Genomic DNA, 22,936 nt, shown 5'->3' on the forward strand with positions numbered 1-22,936 from the left:
ACGCCCCCTTAGTAGTCTGTTTAAATGGCACTTGCTTTCCTTTGACCCGAGAATCCAAAAGCGACGATCAGCAGTGGTACCATCCCGCCATTCTGCGGGTGAAAAATGAAAGAAAAGCTGATTCCTCTCTTTTTGCTCTTTGGCCTTCTCTCGTGTGCTGCAGCCTCCGCAGCACCAGCATGCCGTTCAAGTCCCATTATTTCGGGATTCGTGTCGGACGTCTTCTACCAGGACCCCGAGAAGCTGGTCAAAGGATTCAAAGGCACGCCAATCAATACGATCGCGACGACGCTGGCTTGGTCCGTTGTCGAGCCGAAGCGCGGTCAGGTTGACCTGTCGATGTACTATGCGCAGCTGGACGCCCTTACAAGGGACGGGTACTGCCTGATCCTGCTGGTCGACACCTCCGGGCGCGTGATGCGATCCGAGGTGGCGCGCATGCTGGTCAAGGACGTCAACACGCTGCCGCCGACCAGTCAGCCGAACTGGATAGGGTCCCTTAACTCGGCGCCCAAATCGGTCGACTTCTTTGGCGCGCCCGCCGGGCCGCTCGACTTTGAGGACCGGGAATCTCAAAGAGCGGTGGAAGACCTGTATCGGGTTGTGTTGCCTCGCCTGAAGACGAGATACGGCGACTCAATCTATGCGATCGCGCCATGCGTGACAACTGAGTGCGAGGTTAAGTATTCACAGACGGGCTTCGCGTGGCAGTCTTACAGCCGTCACTCCCAGGCTGCATTCCGCGGGCGACTTGCCCGCAAAGGCATCACGCCAGCAGATATGCCGATGATGAATTACCCGAATCAGCTAGCCGGCGGAGCACCGCGTGTGCAGCCCCTTTACCCGGACATGCAATCGTTCCGCGAGGATTCGCTGCGCGATTATGTGTGCTCGCTGACTTCGATTATTCGGCGTACGGCGCTCAAAAGCATCGGGTACTTTGGCCAGACGTTCGCGTTTCCGGACGGCATCTACGCGACAGGTGTTATAGAAAAGACACGCGACTGCTTCGACATCGCCGCGATCGACTACAACTTTTACAACGGTTACGGCATTGAACTGAAGCCGGAGATACCGGCATTCCTGACCGACTACGCTCTTTCGCTCGGCTACCGTCAGGTGCTCGTCGGCCTGTACATGGAACGCTTTCGCGATCCGAAAACCAGCGTCGTCGATCCGACTGCCTATAAGGAACTTCGCGAGTCGTTCGCGCGTATCCGACCTGACGCTCGAATTGTCGGCACTGAGATTGGCAACCTCACTCAGGACGAATTCCGTAACGTTATCGGGATCGGCAGCCAAGTGCGCGCCATCACACAGCCGAAGCCGGGGGCAAACAAGGCGAAGCGCGTCGCGATTTACGCCTCAATGGCCAACTCATATCTGTGGGAAGGCGAATGGTCGAACGGCCGCCAGATCATGCAGGACGATCTGCTCGCCACCTACAGCTATCTGCGCTCGATGCCGGGCATCACAGTCGACATCGTTTCGGACGAGTCAATCCGCAAAAGCGGGTTGTCCGGCTACGCGCTGGTAGTTCTCCCGCACGTGTCGGCAATGCCTGATTCGGCCAGGAAAGCAATCGTGAAATATGAGGTGGCTGGCGGGAAAGTAGTAGCCGACATGCGCCCCGATGAGTATCGTCCGGACGGTTCGAATCAATCCGACATGGCGCTAAGGAATGTGCTGGGAATTGGTGCCGCGCAGGCCGTCTCCGGAGATATCAATCTCACCGGAAATCTGGTAATTGAAAGGCAAGCCCAGTATGTGAATGGTTTCCTGATGGCACCTTTGAAAGGATACCGGATCACTTATCCATCGCGATCAGGCAACGGAGAAGGTCTGATTTTGAGGGGAGAAAATACTGTCGTTTTCGGCTTTCTCCCCCTCCTTGTGGAAGGCAAGCAGCGCCTGTGGGCCAGAGATCAGTTCAAGTCGGAAGTGCTTCGACTGATTACAGGAGCGTCGACCTCATGGCTAGATGAAGCGAGTTCTGCCGGTTCGGGGTACGGCGGCAGACTGAGCCGTCGGCTCTTCCAGCGCGGATGACCGCAGCCCCACGACTCATCCGCCACCCACCTTCAAGCGTTTGCGACCACGTCCCGATAGAGCTTGACGTAGGCATCCCCGAGCGCTGGAGCGGAAAAAAGACGCTCATACCTCTGTCGAGCTTCGCGCCCCAATGTCGCGGCGAGCGTTGCGTCGGTGCCAAGTGTTTCGATTGCGGTAGCGAGTCGTTCGGGATCCTCCGGTGGCACAACATAGCCTGTTACCCCGTCGTCGTTGACATATGATGTGCCGGACCCCACTTCGCAGCAAATCAACGGCTTGCTGAACATAGCTGCTTCCACCAACACCATTCCGAACGCTTCGGAGCGCAAATGTGAAGACAACACGAGTGCGCGGCATCCGTCGAGCAAAGCGACCTTCTCCTCGTGCGACACCTGACCAGCAAAAATGACGTTAGCTGTACCCAGGCGATTGGCAAGCACCTTGAGCGCTTCGGACTCTGGCCCCGATCCCGCGATGACGATTTTGGCCGCTGTGCGACTGGCGGCTTCAATCAATGTATGTAGGCCCTTGTAGTAGCGCAGCACACCGAGCGCGAGGAAGTAAGGCTCATCGGCCACGCCAAGTCGAGTGAGAATCGATGACTGACTCCGAGCCTCGAGCGCTTCATCTCGGTAATCGAGCATGCCGAGAGGAATGGTCTTAAGCCGCGACGGGTCGACAATCTCCGTTAAGGCCGGGCTCGACCTAGCGTAAGCCGGCGAAGTTGCGACGACGGCTGACATCGAGCGCAGCATGAAGCGCATCAGCGGCGCATACACGACACCCAGCAACTGCTGGCGGACGATATCTGAGTGATAGGTCATTACGGCAGGCTTGCACGTTCCGCCGAGCAACTGCAAGACATCCGCAAATGGCCAAGGAAAATGAAAATGCAAAACATCGGCCCACTCGGCCATGGCCCGGAATTGCCGCAATGCATCGAGCCCTCCTAAATCGCAGGACGCCGGCGCTGCCCATGACAAGGAGCGAGTAACCATCGCTTCGGGCAAATCGATTTCCTTCGGGTCGGGCGTAGGCGACAATGTGAAGATACGCGTTTCGGCGCCGCGCTCACGTGTAGCAAGGCAAATCTGTCGTATTGCTTCTTGTAGGCCGCCGGGCGGGTCAGGAAAGTAAGTGCGATAGATGTGGAGAACTTTCACGCATCGACCTCGCACGCAAAATCCAACATCCCGCCGACCTCGCTAGCCGATACAAAAAAGTACTTAAACACGCTCAACGCCTTCTTCTTCGAGGTGAAAAATAATCGCGAGCATTTTTTCAAGCCGCCGCTCCCAAGTGTTCTCTCCCACCGCCGATGCCGCCTCGTCCGCGGTCAGCCGTCCCCGCGCGAGTTGCAGGTCGATTCCACGAATGAACGCATCGACATTTCCGCCAACCTCCAGTCCGGCAAGCGGCGCTTTGGCAAAGTCTAGCGGGGTCGATACCACGCGCAGTCCCGCAGCTAGGTATTCGTAGAACTTCATTGGAAACATCGAACGGGTGTATTCGTTCAACAATGTCGGCAACAGGCCAACGTTCATTCCTCGCAAATAATCGGGAAGCTGCTGGTAGCTGCGATAACCGAGAAAATGGACGTTCGGAAGCTCTGATAGCTGCGGCACAAACGCACTACGTTGCCCCTCGCGTTCTTCGCCGATGAAGATCCAATGCCAATTCGGCCGAGCTCGCGCAGCATCAAGGATGAGCTGGAAATCCACCTTGAAATCCGAGAGGACACCGTGATAGATAATCCGCGGCTCTGGAATCTCGGCGACATCCGCGGGAATATTGCCGGGCTGAGTCGCACGCCCGAAGTGATCCGCGTCGGCGACATTGGGGAAAAAGTACGTGTTCGGGTTGTGCAACAAACATCTTTCTTTTAATGCAGCTGCAGTGGTGAACACAGCCTCACTCTGATCCAGTAGCTCGCGCTCCGCTCGCTCGAACGCAACAACGTCCACACCGGGGATAGCGGTGAGATCGTCGACGCAATGATAGACGAGTGGTCCTCGCTCAAATTCCGCGACAGCCTCCAGCATGAAAGGGTGATAGGTCCAGACGACCGGTTCGGAGAATTTGTGTGCACGGGCAAACCGCGAAATACTCCATCGCAGGATAGCCTGATTGAATTTACGCACGATCGGCAGATGATGCTTCGACGGCAGCATCAACGGCGACAAAACCCATAGCCCCGCTTCGCCTCGCGGCGGCCCTATGACGACCGAGCGAAGACCGCTCCATAACCGACGCCAGATCCGCTTCCAGTCGCGCGCGCTGCCCAGCTTCGGGGACCGCAAGCCGACACTCTCAACATACAAAACGCGCCACCCACGCTGCGCGAGGATACGTGCGGTATGTTGCTTGTTTGTCCAATACGGTTCGCTCCAATCCGCCGTCGAAAACAGAATGCAGTCGCGCGGTTTCAGCACCGCATCTTTTGATTCAGCCACTAAACACCTCTACCGCGCGCCCTAACAGACTGTCCGCGATACGCTTTGATGCGAGTCCGTCGCCATAAGGGTTCGGACGGTTACGCAGCGCTTGACGCCGCTCCGGATCATCGAGCCATGAGGTGACGGCACGCTCGATACCCTCGACAGACTGCCCCGCCAGCGTCGCAAAGCCAGCATCGACGCCCTCCCTGCGCTCAGTGTGGTTACGCATGACGACGACCGGCACGCCGAACGTCGGCGCCTCTTCCTGAATACCGCCAGAATCGCTGACAACCAGCACGCTGCGACTGATCAGATGGAGACTAGTCGGATAGTCGACGGGCTCAATCATGGCGAGGTTCGGAATACCGTCGAGCTCTCGCAGAACAGGACCACGCACGGCAGGGTTCAAATGCACGGGGAACACCCATCGGTAATCGCTATACCGCTGGCTGAGATCGCGTAGCACTTTGCAGATGCCGCTCAGGACTTCGCCAAAATTCTCCCGCCGGTGGCACGTGACTAGGATGTGCGAGGCCTGCGCCCCCGTCCACGCCGGCAGAGGGCTCTGTGTCGGCGTGTGCTCCCAGCTCTTTCGTACAGCGAGGATCGAATCGACCACCGAATTGCCGGTGACGACAATACGCTCCGCAGGAATACCCTCACTGGCAAGGTTGTCCCGCGCCAGCGCGGTTGGCGCGAAATGCAGCGTGGCAATTCGACTGAGCAGGCTACGGTTGGCTTCTTCGGGAAATGGGCTCGCCAGATCACCGGTGCGTAGTCCGGCTTCGACATGACCGATTCGAATACCTCGATGAAATGCAGCGAGCGCTGCACAAAACGCCGTCGTCGTGTCGCCTTGTACCAGCACCCAGTCGGGCTGAACGTGAGCGAGCGTTTCGTCGAGCGCGCTCAACAGTCTCGCCGACAGTGCGTTAAGCGATTGACCGGGCCGCATCGTATCCAGCTCGACATCGGGCACGATATTGAAGAAGTCCAGCGCCTGGTCAAGCATTTCCCTATGCTGCCCCGTAGAGCATACGATTGTCTCCATTTCGGCTCGCAATGCCGTGACGATAGGGGCTAGTTTGATGACTTCGGGGCGAGTCCCCATCACGACCATGACTTTCATCGCTGCGCCACCCCAAGTTCAAGCGGCATGCGCTCACCGGCTAGTTCGACACACAGGGGAAACGGCGCCGCAGCGTTCGACAGATTCCATGATCGCAGCGCGCCGTTTTCCATCACCACCTGAGTAAGCGATTTGTATCGGAGAAAATCCATCGCGGTTTCCTCAGTCATGAAAAGCGGCTTCGCGGCGCGGCTCTTCATATACGCGACGAATTGTTCGTGCACGGCGATGCGCGCCGGTTCATCGGACCAGCCGTAGCTATAGCGGCTCGAGAACGGATGATCCAAGTAACCGAAAAGCGTATTTGTCTCGAACGCCAGGTCGAAGGCCTGCTTGAAGATAGCCAGCGGATCGCCTTGCGCGAGAACACAGTCTCCGTGCAGCATGCATTGCTGGCTGTGTCCAACGAAGCCCGCGGGCAAGTCAGCAAGCGCACCGCCACGGCCAATCACAAACTCGGGATCGTTGCGGATGATGCCGCCGATACAGCCGTCGTAGCCTGCGTCCGACAGGGCCTGCAACGCGTAAGGCGGCGTCTGGTGAAACGGGGACACTGCATAGCGAGGACGTTGACCGATCACGTCCTGAATCAATGCAGCCGAGGTAAGCCCTTCCTGCAGCGCGGCCTCGTAGCTACCGCCCCAGTTGGGCGCGTGTGTCGCCGTGTGGGAAAGCACGGCGCCGCCGTCTGCCAGCAGCTCACGGAGAATCGGGAAATGCTCAGGATTGCCCAGATTTTGCGTGTGGACAGCCAACGTGAACGGCACACCGAGGTGTCGGTACGTTTGCCACAGCGGCCGAGCCGATTGCACGTCCTCGTCACAATCAAGGCGTGAGGTAATGGCCGCGTCCGCTCCCCAAGGAATCTCACTAAGCACAGGATGACACGGCAGTTGCGACGTTCGATAGGCCGACAGAAAGTTCTCTACGACGCGCCACTCGAACGAGTCGCAGGGTCCGACCTTCCGGTTGAACCACAATACGCTGCTCGACCCAACATCCCATAGCGCCGCGTAAGAAAAACTCCGCTCGCCGTCAATGTGTACGGCCGCCAATTCAGTCTCGAGCGGGACCTGAGCCACCCCGGCAACGCTCCAAATTGAAGCGTCCGCGCGAATGGCGCCGAAGCCGAGGTTGTTCCACTCGTCAGTAAAGTCGAACCGTTCAAATGGTCGATGCCAGGGCTGCGCGCCCAACGTCTTTGCCAAAGGCGTGTATTGCACGGCAGCAGCGCTCTCGCGCCACTCGCGCGACGGAGCCGGTTCGCTGCGAGCAGCCGTTTGCAGGGCAGCCGGACCGTCGCTCACCTGATAGTCCAACAATCCCGCGAGCGCCTGCGGCATGCTGCCGAACACAATCAGTTTGCGGGGCCGGTCCTGCAGCCAGCGGGCCAGTTCCTCGCCCAGCGCATCAGATACATCTACGGCGATGATGGTGTCCGCCATCATCCCGATTGAGCTTCTGGATATACGTAGCACTTGCGCCGCACTGACGGAACGCTGAACCGCCGCCATGACATAGCGCCCCGCTTCAGCGGAATCGTTGGGAAACAGAACACCTATCATGAAGTCACCACGTGGCGAAATTTTGCTCTCCGGCCAACACGCACCAGATCGTCATGGCCGACGAAGGCCACTGCGAACGCGTCTTGCCAGAAAGCCTGCAGTTTTTTGGATATTTCTTCGGCATTGCCCCATGGCTCCAAGACAAGCCGAAGCGTTGGAGGTGCTGTGCGAAGATCGATCTGAAACTCCTGAATACCGCCAACACGGTGATCCAGAATGTCCTGAATGTGATGAGTGGGGTGATCGACACCATTGATCGGCACCACATCATGGATACGCCCCACAACGTCGGTCAGACAGAAACCATTGTTTGTTTCCTCGACGCGCGCAAGATCGCCGGTCGCGTACCGGATGAGCGGCATCAGCTTGTTGCGAAAGCCGGTGAACACTAACTCGTGGGCACCGTCAGGGTTATTGGGGGCCTGGCGGCTTTCCGGCCAGCCCTCCGAATCGAGAATCTGGAAGCCGCCTTCGTACCCGTCTAGCTCGTAAGCCATGACACCGAGCTCGGCGAGCCCGTAACGATTGATCACGCGACAGTTCAAGGCCGAGGCGATCATCTCGCGCTGATGCGGCTCCAGCAATTCGCCGCTCGACTCAAAGATCTCGAACGCCTTGCCGCCGCTGTACACGCGCTGTACGTAGCACGCGAGCGCATACATCGTCGATGGGTGCGAGTGGGCGAGATAGGGTTTGCGCCGCTTGAGCGTGCGCCACATTTCTTCGAGACCCGTGTCATCGATGCGATCGAAGAAAATGTTGCTGCGATTCATCGCAAAACACTTGAAGTCTTCTCGCGACGGCCAGTTCGGGATAGCGTCACCGGGGAAGCGGCATGCGAAGTGCAGTTCCGACCGTTGGCGAGACTTGCCGATCCGTTCACGCGCATAAGTCGTGACCGCCGACGAGTAGTCGGCCGCTACCTGGTCGTAGTAGATGGTAGTCGCAAGTCCGGTGGAACCACCCGTCTTGCACGCGTGTACGCGGATGTGCTCGAGAGGCTGCGACACCAGCCGCGGCGCGTGCTCGCGAATGATGTCCTTTGTCAGATAAGGAAGCTCTTCGATATAACGCGTATCTCGCCTGATCTTCGTGGGATCGAACTGCCGCGCGGCAAACAAATCACGATAGTACGGAACGTTCGCGCCGGCGAATTCGAGCATTGTCGCGAGTCGCTCCGACGCGATTCGCCGTCGCTCGGCAAGCGGCAATTTGTAATACGTTCGGAGTTCGTCAATCTTCGGGCGCACGACTCGCGTCTCCTGACGCTCCGCGATCGGATATGCGACGTAGCCGCTTGCAACTCCCTTGAGGGCGCGAAGCGGTTGCCTTGCAAACAGGAGCTCGCTATAGCGCAAGAAAGGATGATCAGCTCGCATGAGATGGAACACGTAAGTGAGTAGTCGAATGTCGATGACGGCACTAGTCGCGGGGCACGGCGTACCATGAGAGCAATACGCCGCATAATCAGCTCTGCCCACGTACGCGTTCTGCGACGACACATGGGCACGCGGCGGGTTCAGCGGAACGCCCCGGCACACGACCCATTTTCATCAACACAAGGTGTGCCTCACGCAGACGCCCAAGCCATCACAAACTGGACCCGACTCCCACGACCGGCTCAGGTGCAACAACCGGCTCATCCGCAACAATCTTGCCATGCTCAAGCGATAGTTTGCGATTGCACACACGGGCGATAAGTCCGGGATCATGCGTTGCCAGCACTAGGATCGACGACTGACCGACCAGGCTCTCCAAGCGTTGCGCGGCCTTGGCGGCGAATGCGGCGTCGCCAACGCTCAGCCACTCGTCCATGATCAAGATGTCCGCTTCGACGGTCGTGGAGATCGCAAACGCAAGGCGCAGCATCATCCCGCTTGAGTAAGTGCGAACAGGCAGGTTGAGGTAGTCGCCCAACTCGCTGAAATCTGCGATTTCCTCGATCTTCGAACGGATGTTCGCGGGCTTCAGCCCATCGAGAATGCCGCGCAAATAGATGTTCTCAAAACCTGTCGCATCGGGATCCAGCCCCATCGACACGTCGAGGAGCGAAGCAATCTTGCCATGCACGTGCAATTCGCCACGCACGGGAGAATAGACGCCTGACAGCGTGCGCAACAGAGTCGTCTTCCCCGATCCGTTATGACCCAACAAACCGACCCGTTCACCGTGCTCGAAGGTGAAACTCAAGTCATCGAGCGCTCTGACCACAGCATGTCTACCGGCGTCCTGACCTATGCGTCCGCCAGTTGTCAGATTCAGCACCGCCTTTTTCAACGATCGATGAGAGTTGTCATAGATCGGAAATTCAACGGAAATTTTCTGAGCAACAATTGATGAAGAACTCACAATATCAAAGCCAATAAGGAACGCGATTACGGAAGCGACGCATGAGAAGCTGCGAAAACACAAAGCCCACGACGAGCAGCCCTATGGACCATGCCCACGATTGCCACAGTATCGGGCGACCAATCAGCGGTGCCCGGATAGTCTCGATCAAGTGATAAAGCGGGTTGTACTCGGCGACCCAAGCACGCTCTTTCAAAATCTCGGGCGACCACATGACTGGCGTAAAGAAGAACACCACCTGGATAAGGTTCGCAACAATCGGGGGGATATCTCTAAAACGCGCGCACAAGACGCCAAGCATCACGCCGAGCCAGACACCTTGCAACAGCAACAGCACGAGCCCCGGCAGAACCAGCAGGCACTCCCAACCAGGCCACTGTCCGAAAGCGATGAGCATGACCACGACGACCGGCAAGCTATGGAGCAAGATGACAAAGTTGCGCCAGGCAATTCTGCAAACGTGAATCGTCAGTGGCAGCCGCACCTGTTTGATCAGACCCGCAGATCCAATGAAGGCAATACAGCCCTCGTTCGCAACAGCCGCCAAATACTGCCAGACGACCAGCCCAACAGCCAGGTAGGGCAAATAATGCTTGTACTCTTGCTTCAGCAGCGTCGCATACAACGCGCCCAGCACAACTACCATGATCACGGTACTCAGCGTAAACCAGAAGGGACCGATCACAGAGCGACGATAACGTTGCCGGATGTCATGCCAACCGAGCGTTCCCCATATTCGAACGGACTTCATTCCGACCGATATGTCGTTGTGCTCATTGTGGCGTGTCAGATCTTCTTTATCGTTTATGAAACTAATTTCCATCTCAAGTACGTCCGTAAATGTCTTCAAAGCGGACGATGTCGTCTTCGCCAAGATATTCGCCGCTCTGCACTTCGATCATCACGAGCTCGACCACGCCCGGGTTCTCGAGGCGATGTTTGTGACCCGCCGGGATGTAGGTCGACTCGTTGGTCGAAACGAACAACTCCTTCTCTCCGTTCACGACCTTGGCCATGCCGCTGACCACGACCCAATGCTCGTTGCGGTGATGATGCATCTGCAAGCTAAGACTTCCACCCGGCTTGACCTCGATGCGTTTGATCTTGAAGCGAGGGCCCTCTTCAAGCACCGAATACGTTCCCCAGGGCCGATGCACCGTGCGATGCACCTTGTACGTTTCGTGACCGCGCGACTTGAGTTCGGCAAAAATCTGCTTCACGTCCTGCGCCCGGTCTTTGTCCGCGATGAGCAGCGCGTCCGGTGTATCGATTACGATCAGGTTCTCGACGCCCACTGCGCCAATCAGCCGGTCGCCGCCACGCAGATAGCAGTTCTTAACGTCGAGCAGCAGCGCTTCACCTTCCACGCGATTACCGCTGCCGTCCGCCGGCGAGAGATCGCTGAGCGCCGTCCACGAACCGACGTCCGTCCAGCCGATGTCGCAGCGAACCACCGCCCCGTCCTCGCACTTCTCCATCACCGCATAGTCGAACGACACGTCCGGCACCGCGCCGAAGGAGCCCGGCTCGAGACGAACCTGCGCGCCATCCTTACCCGCGGCGGAAGGCGACTTCTCCATGCACTCGGCAGCAGTGCTGAGAATCTCAGGGCAATGCTGCTTCATTTCCTTCAGGATCGTGGCCGCGGTGAAGCAGAACATGCCCGAGTTCCAGACGAACTTGCCCGAGGCGAGATACTCGCGGGCCTTCTCGAGCGATGGTTTCTCGACGAAGCGCACCACCTTGTCGCCATCCGCCTCGATGTAGCCGTAGCCGGTTTCAGGCGTTTCCGGATGCACGCCGAAGGTCACCACCTTGCCCGCCAGCGCCAGCTTCTGCGCAGCCGCGACAGCCTGGCCGAACGCCTGCTGGTCGGTAATCAGGTGATCGGCGGCCAGCACCAGCATGACCGTTTGGTCGCCGTGCACTTTCGCCGTATGCAACGCCGCCGTGGCAACCGCAGCAGCCGTGTTGCGGCCAAACGGTTCGAGAATGAACGAGGTTGCACAGCCTTTCGCGTTCACTTCGCGGAAATCGTCCTCGGTCTTGAAGAACAGATCGCGGTTCGTTACCGTGAGCACTTCCTTCACGCCCGGCAGTGCCACCGCGCGCAAGAACGCCTTTTGCAGCAAGCTTTCGCCATCCGCAAGGCGGATGAACGGTTTCGGGTGCGACTCGCGCGAGACCGGCCATAGTCTCGAACCCGCCCCGCCACAAAGAATGATCGGTAACAAACTCACAGAGTCCTCTCAGTACCGTATTTATTACGGAAGTGCCATGACCACGAATAGTCAGCACAACCCAGAAAATCAATGGGCTGTGCGACGATCTGCGCGCCCTGAACGTTGACGTGCCAGGCCCACATTCGGGGCCGGCGCGAGCCTTCCAGACTGACCGATATTCTACCCCCGCCCCCTTTCACGATCGTCAGACAGCTAAGGCGCTACGCCGCCAGGCGAGCTTCGAGCGAGGGCGCGTGCTATGCGTTAAGAACGGGCTGCAGGCGACCGAGGAAAAGCGTCGGTCAGGCACAGCTTCAAGGCATCGCGCCAATGCGGCGCGGCAAGCCCGAACACCTGTGCCAGCTTCTCGTTCGACATGCGTGAATTGGACGGACGCTTTGCCGGTGTCGGATAGTCGGAAGCCGGAATCGGCAGCGCCTTCGGCCGGTTCGGCAGGTCCGCGAGCTCGAAAATGGCCGATGCGAAGCCGTGCCACGAAGTCGCATCGCCGGCGCACAGGTGATAGATGCCCGAGCGCTCGCTCCACCACGTGGCGCCGTCTTCCGCGGCAAAAGCCTGTGCGCTCAGATGCGCACTGAGCGTCGCGATCGTGTTGCTCCAGGTCGGCGCGCCGAACTGGTCGGCAACCACCTTCAACTCGGGCCGATCGGCGCCGAGACGCAGCATGGTGAGCAGAAAATTCTTGCCGCGGGTGCCGTACACCCAGCTCGTACGCAGCACCAGGTGATTCACGCCAGTCGCGGCGATGGCCCGCTCGCCAGCGAGCTTGGTGCGGCCGTAGGCGTTCTGAGGGTCGGTGGGATCGTCTTCGACGTAGGCGCCGTCTTTCTCACCGTTGAACACGTAATCGGTCGAGTAGTGAATCAACGCTGCACCGAGCTTTTTCGCTTCTTCAGCCAGCACGCCCGGCGCTTCGCCGTTGATGCGCATGGCGAGATCGAATTCCTCTTCTGCCTTGTCGACCGCGGTGTAGGCCGCCGGGTTGACGATCAGCGTAGGCCGCACGTCGCGAACAACCGCACGGACCTGGTCCAGATTGGACAGGTCCAGCGTGGCGCGATCAACCGCGACCACGTTGCCGAGCCCTTGCAGCGTACGCGCGAGCTCGAAGCCTACCTGGCCGTTTACACCGGTGACGAGAATCGTCCGCCTGGCATCATGTGCGCTCATGCGGCAACCCCTTAGGCGTAGACTTCAGCATCGGCGAGGCGCTTGCCTGCCGCATCCTTCGCAGCCAGCAACGGCTCGAAATCGATCTGCCATTCGATGCCGACCGACGGGTCATTCCAAACAATACTGCGCTCGTGTTCCGGAAACCAGTAGTCGGTAGTTTTGTAGAGGAACTGCGCAGATTCGGACAACACCACGAAGCCATGTGCAAAGCCAGGTGGAACCCACATCTGCCGATGATTTTCAACCGACAGCATCGCACCCACCCACTTGCCGAAATTCGGCGAACTCTTGCGGATGTCGACAGCAACGTCGAACACTTCCCCTTCAACCACGCGCACGAGCTTGCCCTGCGCGTGCTGAATCTGATAGTGAAGGCCGCGCAGAACGCCTTTCGCCGAACGTGAATGGTTGTCCTGCACGAACGTCACGTCTTTCTCCACGTGCTCCGCGAACTCCACCGCATTGAAGCTTTCGTAGAAATAGCCCCGGGCATCGCCGAACACTTTCGGCTCGATAATCTTGACTTCAGGCAGCGCCGTAGCGGTTACTTGGATGGCCATGCAACGTGGTCCGTAAGAAGGTTTTGCAGATACTTGCCGTACGCGTTTTTCGCCAGCGGCTTGGCCAGCGCGAGCAGTTGTTCACCGTCGATCCATGCCTGCCGGTAAGCAATCTCTTCCGGACACGCAACCACCAGACCCTGGCGCTTCTGCAGCGTCGCGATGAACGTCGCCGCTTCGATCAGCGAATCATGCGTGCCCGTGTCGAGCCACGCATAGCCACGGCCCATGATCTCGACATTGAGCGCGGCGTTGGCCAGATAACGCGAGTTGACGTCCGTAATTTCGAGCTCGCCGCGCGGCGACGGCTTGATGTCTGCCGCGATATCGCAGACCTGCTTGTCGTAGAAGTACAAGCCAGTAACGGCGTAATGCGAGCGCGGCTTGGCCGGCTTCTCTTCGATTGACAACGCGCGGAACTGCTTGTCGAATTCGACGACGCCATACCGCTCCGGATCGTGCACGTGATAGGCGAAGACAGTAGCGCCCTCGTCTTTCTCGTTCGCGCGTTCCAGCTGCTTCGCGAGATCGTGACCGTAGAAGATGTTGTCGCCGAGAATCAGCGCCGACGGATCGTTGCCCACAAAGTCGCGGCCGATGATGAACGCCTGCGCGAGACCGTCCGGCGAAGGCTGAACCGCGTACTGGATGTTCATGCCCCACTGGCTGCCGTCGCCGAGCATGGCTTCGAAACGCGGCGTATCTTGCGGCGTTGAGATGATCAGCACGTCGCGAATCCCCGCCACCATCAGCGTGGACAGCGGGTAGTAGATCATCGGTTTGTCGTAGACCGGCAGCAACTGCTTGGAGACGACATGCGTAATCGGATACAGGCGCGTGCCCGATCCGCCCGCGAGAATAATGCCTTTGCGCGCCATTGCCGTGCCCTTACGCGCGTTGCGCGTAGTTGGTCTCAACCCACTTCCGATACTCACCCGAAGCGACTTCGTCAGACCACACCTGATTGTCCAGGTACCACTGGACCGTCTTGGCGAGGCCTGTCTCGAACGTCTCCGCCGGCTTCCAGCCGAGTTCGCGCTCGAGCTTGCGGGCGTCGATCGCATAACGGCGGTCGTGGCCGGGACGATCCTTCACATAGGTGATCTGGTCGCGGTACGAGGCGCCTGCCTTCGGACGCAACTGGTCGAGCAGGTCGCACAGCGTATGCACGACGTCGAGGTTCTTCTTTTCGTTCCAGCCGCCAATGTTGTATGTCTCGCCCGGCGTGCCGCGCGCGAGTACTTCGCGGATCGCGCTGCAATGGTCGCCGACATACAACCAGTCGCGCACATTCTGACCGTCGCCGTACACCGGCAGCGCCTTGCCGCTGAGCGCGTTGGCGATCATCAGCGGAATCAGCTTTTCGGGGAACTGGTACGGGCCGTAGTTGTTCGAGCAGTTCGTGGTGAGCACCGGCAGGCCATACGTGTGATGGTAGGCGCGCACCAGATGGTCGGAACCCGCCTTGGTGGCCGAATAGGGGCTATTCGGCGCGTACGGCGTGGTTTCGGAAAATTGCGGATCGGTAGCGGACAGCGAACCGAACACTTCGTCGGTCGAGACATGCAGGAAACGGAACGCGGCCTTGTCGGCCTCGCCGAGCGTATTCCAGTACTGACGGGTGGCTTCGAGCAGCGTGAAGGTGCCGACCACGTTGGTCTGCACGAAATCAGCCGGGCCGTGAATCGAGCGATCCACATGGCTTTCAGCGGCAAAGTGCAGCACGGCGCGTGGCTTGTACTCGGCAAAGAGCGCATCCATCGCGGCACGATCGCAGATATCGGCCCGCGCGAACACATGGCGGGGATTGCCCTGTTGCGATTTGAGCGTACCCAGATTGCCGGCGTAGGTCAGTTTGTCTACGTTCAGCACCGCTTCGTCCGACGCATCGAGCCAGTCGAGCACGAAATTGGCGCCGATAAAGCCGGCACCGCCCGTTACCAGGATCATGAATTTCCCTTCTAGATGTTGGCGGCAAATCGGCATCGTTTCGCCGATCTACGCACCCCGCGTGGTGGAGTCCGAGTTTTTTCAACGCCCGGCGCCGCCCCTCACACTGCGGGCAGGCGCTCAGACGCCAATCTTATAAAGCCCTGATTATAAAGCCGCGCGGGGCAAAAACTAGAACCCTAACAACTTGAAACAGCTTGACAAGTTTGGTTTCCATTCCCACCAAGGGCATGGATTGGCGCGAGGCAGCGGCACAAGATAACGGCAGATACCCGCAGATACCGCTGGTTGCGCCAATTAAGCGGCCAACATCCAGCGTAGCGTATCCATGAAAGGAATCGCCTCGACCTTCGGCACCAGCGAGTGCAGCTTGGCGGGCGACCCGGCCAGCATCTTCACGTCGGTTTGTCGCACGAACGCCGGATTGATCCGGATTTCGAGTTCATGCCCGGTCAGATCGCTCGCAGCAGAGAGAATGTCCCGCAGCGTATAAGGGGTGCCGGTACAGACGTTGACCGTTTCAGCAGCGGCCTCCGAGTCGAGCAAAGCCTCATAGGCGTTCGCCACGTAGCGCACGTCTGAGAAATCACGCGCCACGTCGATATTGCCGAGCTCGATCGTCGGCTCGCGGCGCGCGAAATGCTCGACGATCTTCGGCACAAGGAAGTTCGAGGCCTGGCCACGGCCCGTGTAGTTGAACGGCCGCACGATCAGGATGGGCAGGCGGTCGAACCAGGTCCGCACCATCGTTTCCATGGCCGCCTTGCTGGCGGCGTAGTGGTTCACCGGGGTGACGGGGAAGGTTTCGTCGATGGCGTCGCTGGTGACATTGCCGTAGACATTCGCGCTGCTCGCGATCAACAGCTTGCGCGGCGTATGGCCGACGGCCGCACAGGCCTCCAGCAGATTCAGCGTGCCGATCACGTTGACGCGGTAAAAGTCGAGCGGATCGTTATGGCCCACGAAGCTGATCGCCGCCAGATGCACGATATAGTCGGGCCGCGCGGTTTCGATCACGCGCCGGCAGGCGTCGGGCGACGTAATGTCGAGCCTGAGGCGCGTCGGCGTTTCAGGCTCGTCGCGCCCAGCCACTGTTTCGATCACGGTATGGCCGCGGCCGAGCAGATTGTCGACCAGATAGCGGCCCGTGAAGCCACTCGCCCCGGTGACGAGCGTTCGGATAGGTTGATTCGCATGAATAGACGACATGCTTTCTCCGTTCACGAGGGTCATCCTGTTGTAGTGCAATATCGCGCGCGGCCCTTGCGGTGCGCCTGACAACGCCCCTGGGAATGCCACTTGCTTGCGGCTCCCGGCGGGGCTTGCCACGATATCCGTGCTTCAAACGGGCTATTATGTCACGCTAATTTGCTGCACCGCCCAACGCGGCCCGCCTTGTTCGTAACCGCGTGTATCGAACTGCACCGACTTTCCGATGACATCCTCCACCGCTTCCACCGTCGCCTCCCCTGCTGCGTTTAGTGCCGGATCCGCTGCCGTTTCAGAGCCGCACCTGCTACCGCTCGCTTTCGGTGACCTGCAGGGCTGCCGCACGCCATTCCAGCAATTGCTGGCCAAAGCCGCGCCGCCCGAAGGCACGCCGCTGTGGTTCGCGGGCGACCTGATCAACCGCGGCTCCGAATCGCTCGCCACGCTGCGCGACATCATTGCGCTGGGGGACCGTGCGGTGCCGGTGCTGGGTAACCATGACCTGCATCTGCTGTCGGTGTCGGCGGGGATTCGCAAATCGAAGAAAGGCGACACGATCGACGACATTCTCGCCGCACCGGATGCCGCCGATCTGCTCGACTGGGTCCGCCACCGTCCGATCGCGCATTTCGATAACGGCATGCTGATGGTGCATGCGGGCGTGCTGCCGCAATGGGATGCCACCATGACGATGGAACTCGCCGACGAATTGCAGCGGGCGCTGCGCGCACCGAACTGGAAGGAAACGCTCGCTGGGCTCTATGGCAACGAGCCGAATCGCTGGACGCCCGGCATCAAGGGCATCGAGCGGCTGCGCCTGACGTGCAGTGCGTTGACGCGCATCCGCTTCTGCAATGCCGAAGGCGTAATGGATTTCAGCAGCAGCGCTGGCCTGAATTCGGCGCCGCCGGGCAGCATGCCGTGGTTCGATGTGCCGTCGCGCAAGACCGCGGACATCACCGTGGTGTTCGGCCATTGGGCCGCGCTCGGCTTGACCCTGCGCGACAACCTGATCGGGCTGGATTCCGGCTGCGTTTGGGGGGAGAAGCTCTCGGCCGTGCGCCTTGCGCAGAATCCCGCGGAGCGCACGCTCACGCAGGTCGACTGCGAAACTTGCCGCGTAGCAGGCGGGGGTAATTAAGCTGCGCTGCTACGCCGACCGGCCAGATTGATCGACGGGATCGATCAGCGCCGGCAAAACGTTGGAAGCATCCGAGGCGTTGTGCGTGTTGTGAGCGTCTGCTGAAGAAATCGACGCCGCGATCGCAGCACCCGACCTCGTCATGCCGCCCTGCATCTCTAGCAGCGCCGCAGCAATCACCCCTTCCGCCTCCGCCGCCAGCATGCGCCGATCCGCACCCGGCGCAAGCGGCGCGCCGACATACACGTGCGCGGTCAACGGCCCGCCGCTCAACAGCATGTTCAGCGAATCAGCCAGCGTCAGATCGTCGATATACGCGGGCGCGGTGGATTGCCGGCCCTGCGCATCTTCGTACATGATGCACAGTGGCTGCACCGGCACCGAGGCCGACACGGCGGCCTGGAACATATTCGCGTGAAATGGCAGCAGCGCCAGACCGTTCGTCGTCGTCCCTTCAGGAAACACGCACATCAGCTCGCCCGCGCTCAGGCGGTCGGACAGTTCGTGCATGATCCGCTTCGCGTCGCTGCGCTTCTCGCGCTGGATGAACACGGTGTCGAGTTGCTGCGCCAGCCAGCCGACCACCGGCCACTGACGGATCTCAGCCTTCGAGACAAACGGCGTAGGCCGCCACGCATTGATCACGTAGATGTCGATCCACGAGATGTGATTGGCGACCACCAACGCGCCGCGGTCGAGCCGCGCGCTGTCGTTATGCACGACGAGCCGCATCCCGCATAGACGCAGCATTTTCAGTGACCATTCGCGGTTGAGCGTCTGCCGCCCCTCCGCACCGACCTTGGAAAAGCGCGTCGCAACGATCCACATGCCATGCAGCAGATGGGCGACGAGACGGGCCTTGCGTAACGCGAGCTTCATTTGTCGGAGCTTTCCGTAACTGGGCAATGCCGCGAATATTAGCGCTGTTCGAACGCAACGTGACCGGACACGATCGTCGCCCGCACGCGCGCCGGCAGTTCATAGCCGAGGAACGGCGTGTTGTGCCCCTGGCTCTTCAACGCACGCGGCTCGACGCGCCAATACGCGTTGCGGTCGAACACGCAAAGATCGGCGACAGCGCCCACGGCGATGCGGCCAGCCGCCTCCAGCTTCAGCACGTCGGCCGGCGCCGTGGTGATGCGGTTCAGCGCCTTGGCCAACGGCACGCCCGCTTCGTCGGCCCATTTGACTGTTAGCGACAGGAACAGCTCCAGGCCCGTTGCACCCGGCGTGGCTTCGGCGAATGGCAGCAGCTTTTCGTCGTCGTCGACCGGCGTGTGGTCGGAGCAGATCGCGTCGATCGTACCGTCAACGAGGCCCGCGCGGATCGCTTCGCGATCGCGTTGCTGGCGCAGCGGCGGATCGAGGCGGAACTGCGCGTCGAAGTAGCCGATATCGAGGTCGATCAGATGCACGTGGTTCACGGTGACGTCGCACGACACCGGCAAATCCTCGGCCTTGGCTGCGCGCATCAGCGCAATGCCCGCCGCCGACGACACGTGCGACAGATGCACCCGTGCGCCGGTCACGCGGACCAGTTCGAAAATCGTGTGCAGCGCGATCGTCTCAGCTGACACCGGCACGCCGGACAAACCGAGCCGCGACGCCAACGCGCCGCTTGCGGCCACGCCGCCCTTGCCGAGATAGGCATCGACCGGACGCAGCCACACCGTGTAGCCGTAAGTCTTCGCGTACTGCAACGCACGCATCAACACCTGTGTGTCGACCACCGGCACATCGGCTTGCGAAAAGCCGATACAGCCCGCCTCGGTCAACTCGACCATCTCGGTGATGACCTGGCCTTTCAGGCCAACGGTCAACGCGCCGAGCGGATACACATGCGCCTGGTCCAGATTGCGCGCGCGGAACTTGAGCATCTCGACGAGGCCAGGTTCATCGAGCGTCGGATCGGTGTCCGGCGGACACACGAGACTCGTCACGCCGCCTGCGAGCGCCGCGGCCATTTCGGATTCGAGCGTCGCCTTGTGCTCGTAGCCCGGTTCGCGCAAGCGCGCGGACAGGTCGACGAGGCCTGGCGCAATATGCAGGCCTTTAGCGTCGATCGTCTTCGTTGCGCTGAAATCAGCAGGCGCGTTGCCGATGGCGACGATCTTGCCCGCTTCGATAAAAATGTCCTGCTGCTGTTCGGTGCCCGCTGCCGGATCGATCAGCGTGCCGCCTTGAATAAGAATCTTCATCCGCTGCCTTAATGTTTAGCCAAGCGCTCAGCTAAGTTCTGCGTGTCTTGTCGCGTTTGCTGGTGAGTGTGTGGGTGTGAGCCGTGGCGAGATCAATCGTGATTGCCCGCAACGATTCCCATCACCGCCATCCGCACTGCGATGCCGAACGTCACCTGGTTCAGAATCACCGATTGCGGACCGTCGGCCACCTGCGAATCGATTTCGACGCCACGATTCATCGGCCCCGGGTGCATCACAATCGCATCGGGTTTGGCGAGCGCAAGGCGCTCCGGCGTCAAACCCCAGCTCTTGAAGTACTCCTGCGCCGACGGCAGCAGCGCGCCGCTCATCCGCTCGTTTTGCAGACGCAGCATGATGATCACGTCGACGTCTTTCAGGCCTTCGTCGAGGTTGTGGAATACGCGCACGCCCATTTGCTCGAGACCGCCCGGCAGCAACGTGCGCGGACCGATTGCGCGTACTTCCGGCACGCCAAGCGTGGTCAGCGCGTGAATGTCCGAACGCGCGACCCGCGAATGCAGAATGTCGCCGACGATCGCCACACGCAGATTCGTGAAGTCCTTCTTGTAGTGGCGGATCGTGTACATGTCGAGCAGACCCTGGGTCGGGTGTGCGTGACGGCCGTCGCCGGCATTGATCACGTGCACGTGCGGCGCGCAGTGCTGGGCGATCAGGTACGGTGCACCGCTCGATGCATGACGCACAACGAACATATCGGCATGCATCGCCGAGAGGTTGTTGATCGTGTCGAGCAGCGACTCGCCCTTGCTCGTCGAGGACGCATTGATGTTCAGATTCAGCACATCGGCCGACAAACGCGTCGCGGCGATTTCGAAGGTCGTGCGGGTGCGCGTCGAGTTCTCGAAGAACAGGTTGAACACCGACTTGCCGCGCAACAGCGGCACCTTCTTCACTTCGCGATCCGTCACGCTGACGAACTGGTCGGCGGTATCGAGAATGTGATTGACGATCGCCTTCGGCAACCCTTCGATCGACAGCAAATGTTTGAGCTCGCCGTTCTTCGTGAGCTGCGGATTGCCCTTCAGAAAGCCATAACGGAAGCGCTCGGTGGCGCTGTCGGCGGAATCCTGGGAGGCCTGGGTGGCGGTGTTCATTGTGTACCTGCTTCAAATACGGGCTTCAACGTGTTCGCCGTCGACGCCTTGCTCAATGCGCAAAGCTGCGTTCAATCGACGCGTGCTTCGGTGTGAAAGGTGAAACGCTGATTGCCGTCGGCGCCGCCTGCTTCGCGGGCAAGCACGAGCGTCGCGTCGGCCGGCACATCCACCACGCCGCCGACAAAACGCGCCGCCACCGGCAACTCGCGTCCACCGCGATCGGCGAGCACCGCCAGTTCGACCGATGCCGGACGGCCGTAGTCGTACAGCTCATTCAACGCCGCGCGAATCGTGCGGCCGGTGTACAGCACGTCGTCCACCAGCACGATGCGGCGCTTGTCCACGGAAAACGGCAGCGAGGTCGGGCTTGCCTGCGAGTGCAGGCCTTTTTTCGCGTAGTCGTCGCGATGCAGCGCGACATTCACCACGCCGAAGCTCGGCGCTTTCAGATCGCGCGCAAGGCGCTCGGCGAGCCAGGCGCCGCCGCTGTAGATGCCGGCCAGCACGGGGCCATCGGCAGCGCTGAAGGCGTCGCCATACGCCGCGCGAACCTGGTCGAGCACGGCGCGATAAAGCGCTTCGGCGTCAATGGAACTCATGATCGTCGGAAAGTCCGTCTAGATATTGCTGGAGGATGATGCTGGCGGCTTCGGCGTCGAGCATGTCGGCGCGGCCGTTGCCGGCGCGGATTTCCGCCTTCGCCTCGACCGACGAATAGCGCTCGTCGATCCATGTCACCGGCAGATTGAAGCGGCCATTCAGCTGATTGCCGAAGCGCTTCGCGAGTTGGGTCATTTCGTGCGGCATGCCGTCCGGGTGCATGGGCAAACCGACTACCAGCGCGTCCGGCTTCCACTCGCTGATCAGCTTGCCGATCGCCTCGAAACGGTATTCGCGGCTGCGGTTCTGCACGATCACGAGCGCCCGTGCGCTGCGGGTGAGCGAATTGCCCACTGCCACGCCGATCCGCTTTTCACCGTAGTCGAACGCAAGCAGCGTCGCTTCACGTCCGGCTGCCAGGCTCATGCGTGACCTGCTTCGCCCGACAGCATCGACAGTGAAATGCCGAGCAGCGCGAGCGCCGCTTCCAAACGCTCTTCGGCGGGCACGTCGAACACGATTTTCGGGTCGGCTTCAACCGTGAGCCAGCCGTTCTTCGAAATCTCTTCTTCGAGCTGACCCGCGCCCCAGCCGGCATGGCCGAGCGTGAGCAGAAAGCGCTCCGGACCAGTGCCGCTCGCGACGGCTTCAAGCACGTCTTTCGACGTGGTCATCTCGAGCCCGCCCGGCACCGACATGGACGACGTATACGCATTGCCGTCTTTCGGATCGTGCAGCACGAAGCCGCGCTCGGTTTGTACCGGGCCGCCGAAATACACAGGCACATGGAGAAGGGGTTCGATCTCGAGCTTGAGATCGATGCGACTGAAGAGCGCTTCAAGGTCGATATCGGTCGGCCGGTTGATCACGAGGCCGAGCGCACCGCGCTCACTGTGATCGCAAAGGTAGACCACCGTTCCTGAAAACGTGGGATCGGCCATGCTCGGCATGGCGATCAGGAACTGGTTGGTCAGATTGATGCGATCGGTACTCTTGGACATAGTTCGGATTTTAGCAAAGACGGTGCGGGATGGCGGGCTTTGAGCGCGTGACCGCGATGTGCGCGATGAAGTGCGCCGCGAGCCATCGACGGCGAATCAAGTTGCACTCTATCACGCACGCAGACCTTGTCCATGGTGCGCTCAGCGGTGTTTACGACACGCATATCGCGTGCCTCCGGGTTCGAACATTGCGCCTCGCGTTGATAG

Annotated in this window: 21 protein-coding genes; 2 read left to right on the plus strand and 19 right to left on the minus strand. The window is 60.1% G+C overall.

The annotated features are described in order from the left end of the window. Positions 1 to 105 precede the first annotated feature (105 nt). On the plus strand, positions 106 to 2,049 hold the full coding sequence (locus tag M0D66_RS25705; protein WP_266211906.1) for a hypothetical protein: 1,944 nt from the start codon (positions 106 to 108) through the stop codon (positions 2,047 to 2,049). Between the two features lie 32 nt (positions 2,050 to 2,081). Here M0D66_RS25705 and M0D66_RS25710 read toward each other — a convergent pair whose 3' ends face one another. The 13 genes from M0D66_RS25710 to M0D66_RS25770 form a co-directional block, all read right to left on the minus strand. After that, entirely contained in the window at positions 2,082 to 3,215 is a 1,134-nt protein-coding gene (locus M0D66_RS25710; protein ID WP_266211907.1) for a glycosyltransferase, read from the minus strand. A gap of 63 nt (positions 3,216 to 3,278) precedes the next feature. After that, entirely contained in the window at positions 3,279 to 4,505 is a 1,227-nt protein-coding gene (locus M0D66_RS25715) for a glycosyltransferase (RefSeq protein WP_266211908.1), read from the minus strand. After that, the gene (gene wecB / locus M0D66_RS25720) at positions 4,498 to 5,619 is read right to left on the minus strand and encodes a non-hydrolyzing UDP-N-acetylglucosamine 2-epimerase (protein ID WP_266211909.1); all 1,122 of its coding nucleotides are present in this window, start codon (positions 5,617 to 5,619) and stop codon (positions 4,498 to 4,500) included. Before wecB ends, M0D66_RS25715 begins: the two co-directional genes overlap by 8 nt. Next, positions 5,616 to 7,184: a polysaccharide deacetylase family protein gene (locus M0D66_RS25725; protein WP_266211910.1), complete on the minus strand. Its 1,569-nt coding sequence runs from the start codon at positions 7,182 to 7,184 to the stop codon at positions 5,616 to 5,618. The genes wecB and M0D66_RS25725 overlap by 4 nt, the downstream gene beginning before the upstream one ends. Next, on the minus strand, positions 7,181 to 8,563 hold the full coding sequence (locus M0D66_RS25730) for a phenylacetate--CoA ligase family protein (RefSeq protein ID WP_266211911.1): 1,383 nt from the start codon (positions 8,561 to 8,563) through the stop codon (positions 7,181 to 7,183). Before M0D66_RS25730 ends, M0D66_RS25725 begins: the two co-directional genes overlap by 4 nt. Positions 8,564 to 8,774: 211 nt before the next feature. Beyond that, on the minus strand, positions 8,775 to 9,533 hold the full coding sequence (locus M0D66_RS25735) for an ABC transporter ATP-binding protein (protein ID WP_266211912.1): 759 nt from the start codon (positions 9,531 to 9,533) through the stop codon (positions 8,775 to 8,777). Positions 9,534 to 9,537: 4 nt separating this feature from the next. Continuing rightward, entirely contained in the window at positions 9,538 to 10,356 is an 819-nt protein-coding gene (locus M0D66_RS25740; RefSeq protein ID WP_266211913.1) for an ABC transporter permease, read from the minus strand. A 1-nt stretch (position 10,357) separates the two neighbouring features. Further along, entirely contained in the window at positions 10,358 to 11,773 is a 1,416-nt protein-coding gene (locus M0D66_RS25745) for a mannose-1-phosphate guanylyltransferase/mannose-6-phosphate isomerase (protein ID WP_266211915.1), read from the minus strand. Between the two features lie 246 nt (positions 11,774 to 12,019). After that, positions 12,020 to 12,946, minus strand: a complete 927-nt coding sequence (gene rfbD, locus M0D66_RS25750) for a dTDP-4-dehydrorhamnose reductase (RefSeq protein ID WP_266211916.1) — start codon at positions 12,944 to 12,946, stop codon at positions 12,020 to 12,022. 11 nt (positions 12,947 to 12,957) lie between these two features. Further along, complete coding sequence (rfbC, locus tag M0D66_RS25755) at positions 12,958 to 13,509, minus strand: dTDP-4-dehydrorhamnose 3,5-epimerase (RefSeq protein WP_266211917.1); 552 nt, start codon at positions 13,507 to 13,509, stop codon at positions 12,958 to 12,960. Beyond that, complete coding sequence (gene rfbA / locus M0D66_RS25760; RefSeq protein ID WP_093636425.1) at positions 13,494 to 14,387, minus strand: glucose-1-phosphate thymidylyltransferase RfbA; 894 nt, start codon at positions 14,385 to 14,387, stop codon at positions 13,494 to 13,496. The genes rfbC and rfbA overlap by 16 nt, the downstream gene beginning before the upstream one ends. Positions 14,388 to 14,397: 10 nt before the next feature. Beyond that, complete coding sequence (gene rfbB / locus M0D66_RS25765) at positions 14,398 to 15,459, minus strand: dTDP-glucose 4,6-dehydratase (protein WP_266211918.1); 1,062 nt, start codon at positions 15,457 to 15,459, stop codon at positions 14,398 to 14,400. Positions 15,460 to 15,756: 297 nt separating this feature from the next. Next, entirely contained in the window at positions 15,757 to 16,668 is a 912-nt protein-coding gene (locus M0D66_RS25770; RefSeq protein ID WP_266211919.1) for a GDP-mannose 4,6-dehydratase, read from the minus strand. Positions 16,669 to 16,894: 226 nt separating this feature from the next. Between M0D66_RS25770 and M0D66_RS25775 the strand changes: the two genes are divergently transcribed. Next, positions 16,895 to 17,809: a symmetrical bis(5'-nucleosyl)-tetraphosphatase gene (locus tag M0D66_RS25775; protein ID WP_266211920.1), complete on the plus strand. Its 915-nt coding sequence runs from the start codon at positions 16,895 to 16,897 to the stop codon at positions 17,807 to 17,809. Positions 17,810 to 17,818: 9 nt separating this feature from the next. Here the strand turns inward: M0D66_RS25775 and M0D66_RS25780 are convergent, their stop codons facing one another. The 6 genes from M0D66_RS25780 to M0D66_RS25805 all read right to left on the minus strand — a co-directional run bounded on the left by M0D66_RS25780 (position 17,819) and on the right by M0D66_RS25805 (position 22,729). Then, a complete protein-coding gene (locus M0D66_RS25780; RefSeq protein WP_266211921.1) occupies positions 17,819 to 18,688 on the minus strand; it encodes a 1-acyl-sn-glycerol-3-phosphate acyltransferase in 870 nt (289 codons plus the stop codon). A gap of 38 nt (positions 18,689 to 18,726) precedes the next feature. Next, positions 18,727 to 20,007 (minus strand): dihydroorotase, encoded by a 1,281-nt coding sequence (locus tag M0D66_RS25785; protein WP_266211922.1) that lies wholly within the window; start codon positions 20,005 to 20,007, stop codon positions 18,727 to 18,729. Positions 20,008 to 20,099: 92 nt separating this feature from the next. Then, positions 20,100 to 21,125, minus strand: coding sequence for an aspartate carbamoyltransferase catalytic subunit (locus M0D66_RS25790; protein ID WP_120346234.1), 1,026 nt, complete (start codon positions 21,123 to 21,125; stop codon positions 20,100 to 20,102). Between the two features lie 71 nt (positions 21,126 to 21,196). Beyond that, positions 21,197 to 21,727, minus strand: coding sequence for a bifunctional pyr operon transcriptional regulator/uracil phosphoribosyltransferase PyrR (pyrR, locus tag M0D66_RS25795; protein WP_266211924.1), 531 nt, complete (start codon positions 21,725 to 21,727; stop codon positions 21,197 to 21,199). After that, positions 21,714 to 22,154 (minus strand): Holliday junction resolvase RuvX, encoded by a 441-nt coding sequence (ruvX, locus tag M0D66_RS25800; protein WP_266211925.1) that lies wholly within the window; start codon positions 22,152 to 22,154, stop codon positions 21,714 to 21,716. Before ruvX ends, pyrR begins: the two co-directional genes overlap by 14 nt. Further along, positions 22,151 to 22,729 carry a YqgE/AlgH family protein gene (locus tag M0D66_RS25805; RefSeq protein WP_054041678.1) on the minus strand — a complete coding sequence of 193 codons (579 nt, stop codon included), beginning with the start codon at positions 22,727 to 22,729 and terminating at the stop codon, positions 22,151 to 22,153. The genes ruvX and M0D66_RS25805 overlap by 4 nt, the downstream gene beginning before the upstream one ends. Positions 22,730 to 22,936: the final 207 nt, after the last annotated feature.

This window comes from Paraburkholderia sp. SECH2, from assembly GCF_030464795.1.
In the GTDB taxonomy this organism is placed as follows: Bacteria; Pseudomonadota; Gammaproteobacteria; order Burkholderiales; family Burkholderiaceae; genus Paraburkholderia; species Paraburkholderia aspalathi.